This window comes from Terriglobales bacterium, assembly GCA_035624455.1.
GTDB lineage: Bacteria > Acidobacteriota > Terriglobia > Terriglobales > Acidobacteriaceae > DASPRM01.
This window is the reverse complement of sequence record DASPRM010000073.1, coordinates 1-3525: the sequence shown is the minus strand read 5'-3', so window position 1 is coordinate 3525 and position 3525 is coordinate 1. Positions and strand designations below refer to the sequence as shown.

The window sequence follows — 3525 nt, the reverse complement described above, 5'->3', positions numbered from 1 at the left end:
TTGCAACGTGTGGGAAAAATGTCGTCATTTCCCCCGGTGCGTAATAAGCTGACGCACCGAGAGACCACGGTTCTTCCTCCCAAACAATGGATGTTCCACCCTCGAAATTTTCTGCCATTTCAGGAAAGACCTTGCCCACGTTTTCTAGCCCCCAGCGAATTCGTTCATCTCGGTTCAACGCTGCGATTTGCCTCGCGTTTGCACCGGAAGTTTCCGTTGCTAGAATCGCACGTGTTCCAGCTTGGTTATCCGACATGTCCGCGATAGTGCGAAGCGGTAAATCTGTGATCGCGTATCCGCTGAGTTTTTGCCCGCGCCAGAACCGACTTCTCGACTGTAGGTACAACCGCGTAATGGGTGAATAACGAAGTTTTGAGATAACCAGCCGTTTCTGAGGAGAGAATGATCCGTCCAATTCGACGTTGCGAAGCACAGAAAACGGAATGGCAACAACGGCGCGATCCGCCTCGACTTCTTCCAGCTTTCCGGCACGAGAGACCGAAACTGCTACCTTATTCTTGTTCTGGGTCACTCTTTTCACAGCCGCACCGTAATGAATCCGGTGCCCCAGCCTTGCTGCAAATGCTTTAGGAAGTTGGTCGTTGCCACCGCGCAATTTACCCCAACTCTTGGCTCGATCCACGAATTGTTGCCAAATGATGTCTTGCAACGCCGACACGTACTCGAAGTCTTCGCCGAGGAAGCTCATCCTGAGAAGTGAGACCACAGCCTCACTGGCACCCTGTTTTCGTAGAAATTCGTTGATCGTGACGCGGTCGATATGGCGGGCAGAGGAGTCAGGCCAGTCAAGAGAAAATGGGTCTTTGATCTGCCCGATCGGGGCAGCCAAATATTTGTCCCATAGCCCCGCCACCCCGAGTTTTCGTTCTTCCGGCGTCAGATTATATGGCCATTCGGGGTCTGACCCCCGCTCTACTACGTAACGCCTCCCTTGCAAGTAGAAGACGTCATTTGCGCTGACACTCTTTTCAGCGGCTCCCGCTTCATCGACTCGCAGGTTGAAGAGGTTAATGTAACGCTGGAGCACTACGTAGGCATCACTGAAATCGTACGCACCCGCTTCTGCGTACAGCCCATCCGAAAATTCATCGCGAATCGTTTGAATTCGGCCACCGGGGCGCGTCCGTGCTTCGAGCAGAGTGACATCGTGTCCACTTTGCATGAGTTCGAACGCGGCAATCAATCCTGCAATGCCTGCTCCCACAACGATCACTTTCTGAGGCTTCGCAGCGGGCGAACTCAGCAAAGCTGACAAGTTTGGGCGAGTGAATGCCAGCAATGCTGAAGCAGATAAGCCCTGCACAAATGCTCATCGGCTAAACCGGGTACGAAAGAGGATGTCCGAGTTTTAGTTGATGGCAGCGACTCTCGACGTTCGGCACTGTAAACCTACCTTCGAGCGAGTTCAAGCGACTTCTAGGTTACGGACCTCCTTCTGCTGAATGCGCGACGGATTCAGGCGTTCCTTCAGCAACAGAATTTCTTGATACCCTTTGATGCGTCGAAACTTTTTTTCCGCCTCCAGGAGCCCTGTAGCGGTCCAGCGCAGCGGTTGATTTCCTTCTCGCCAACGTTTTACGTTCCGCGCCACCCGCTGCACCGTCGACAAGCACGATTCGATCGGATTGGTGGTGGCCAGTTTCCGCCGTAATACGCCTCCTATGCCCAAGCGATGGACGGTTAGCGTCTCCTCCAGCCCCTCCTGCAGGCTGTGGGCAGCCGTGGGATTGATTCTTTCCAGTTGCCGGAAGATTTTCTCCAACGCAGCTTTGGCATCCGTGTAGTTGTTCATCGCATACGCATTGCGCATCCGTCGGTCGTAGTCTTTCTGGCAATTCTCCGGCAGATACTCCCGCACATTCCGCCGCTTGTGAATTTGGCAGCGTTGCACTTCCACTTGTTCCCCGAAAACACGTTCCACTCCGGCGCGCAGCGCTTTCGATCCGTCGATCACCACCAGATACCGCCGCTGCAGATCCAGTCCGCGGTCCACCAGATCTTCCAGCAACCCTTTGACCACCGTGGTGTTCTCCGTGGCTCCTTGCCACACTCCCAGAACGTGCTTTTCACCGCCTTCCGCGATACCCAGCGCCACCACCAGCACTTGGCCGCCGAAGTGAATCCCATCGATCATCAGCACCACCAGGTTCAGATCCTCCAAGCGCCGCTCGCACAGTTCGCGCAACTGATTGCTGGTAGCCGCCACAAACTGCCGGCTCACGCTGCTCTTCTCGATCCCGTAGCCTTCCAGAACACTCTCCACCGCGCGCCGGTAGTTCCGCGTCGACAATCCAGCCACCATACCTTCGCGCACCGCTCGTTGCAGTTTTCCGTCCTGCTGCAATTGCCCGTAGCTTTCCAGTTCCACTTCTTGGCCCTCGCGCGTGCGCACCCGCGGCCGTTCCACAGGAATCTTCTGTCCCGCGAAGACCACGTAACCCGGCTGCTTCCCCCAACGCACGCACCCGGCGCTCGGATTCGGTCGATGCGGAGGTCCTACCCGGCGCGTGACCTCGTTTTCCAAGATAGCGCGGAGGATCTGCAGCCCGGCCTGCCCGGTCAGCTCTTCCACCTGCGCTTGCATCTCCGCCCACACCTCGGCCATCGGCAGCGGCACCTTCACCATCAGCTCTTGCCCTCGGACGATCTCCAACTTGTGATTGGACTTACGCTGTTTCCTCTGGTATTTCTTTCTCACGGCGGCTCTCTCCTTTAAAAGGGATTTCTCAACCCGAACTCTAACCGAGTCCGGGCGAGAGCCGCTGCTTCTTTTTCTCAAGTTTCAACTAAACGCGGGGCATCCTCGGTACGAAAGGCTGGTGGGCGGAAACTTCCCATCAATCGGCTTGATGCCATGCGCGAGAATCTTATGACGTGCGGGAGCAAGGGTCAATTTGTTTGAACGTGATCTGCATTTCGGGGCAAGAAACACCGCATCCACTGCGCTCGAATCGTTCATCACCGAAGCCAGTCCCCGGTTTTCGTCCGCGCAAAAGCTGCAATGGGCGCGAGAATTCTTACCCACAAACTTACCCACAGGAAACGGTTCCTACAGTCCCTTTCAGCGACTTGGCAGCCCCCGCTGAGAACGTAAGTCGCTGATAAGACGTGTATGCCTAGACTGTCACGGCAGAGGCCGCGGGTTCGAGTCCCGTCGTCCCCGCCATTCTTTCGAAAACGGTTAGCCCAATGTTCGGAGGCGAAAAGGACGCACTTTGCGCCCTATTGCGTGCCTCTTGCCTTCGCGACTCTGCCGACGAGAGCCTGCGGGAGTTCGCCGAACTACGCGTGATGCAGTTTTTGGCGCAGTGCTTCCACGACTAAACCGACTAGCGCATACGTGGCGGCATTCACAAGGAGAACCCAATAGAGACTAATGGGGACATGCATGCCAGCGATAGCGATGGGGCAGGTAACACGCGACAGAGTATTCACAATCGTGGGGATCGGGTTGTCTTTATTTGCCAACGCGAAATAAAGTCCCCAACCACCCGCGACGAGAAA

General features: G+C 55.8%; 3 protein-coding genes. All 3 read right to left on the bottom strand.

Translation table 11 applies throughout. From position 1 onward, the window contains the following. The coding region (locus tag VEG30_07755) for an FAD-dependent oxidoreductase (GenBank protein HXZ79807.1) at nt 1-1324 on the bottom strand (1324 nt) is incomplete at its 3' end. A 102-nt stretch (nt 1325-1426) separates the two neighbouring features. After that, nucleotides 1427-2719 (bottom strand): IS256 family transposase, encoded by a 1293-nt coding sequence (locus VEG30_07750; GenBank protein HXZ79806.1) that lies wholly within the window; start codon nt 2717-2719, stop codon nt 1427-1429. Between the two features lie 584 nt (nt 2720-3303). Then, nucleotides 3304-3525, bottom strand: a 222-nt coding sequence (locus VEG30_07745; protein ID HXZ79805.1) for a hypothetical protein, incomplete at its 5' end; no start/stop codon positions are given.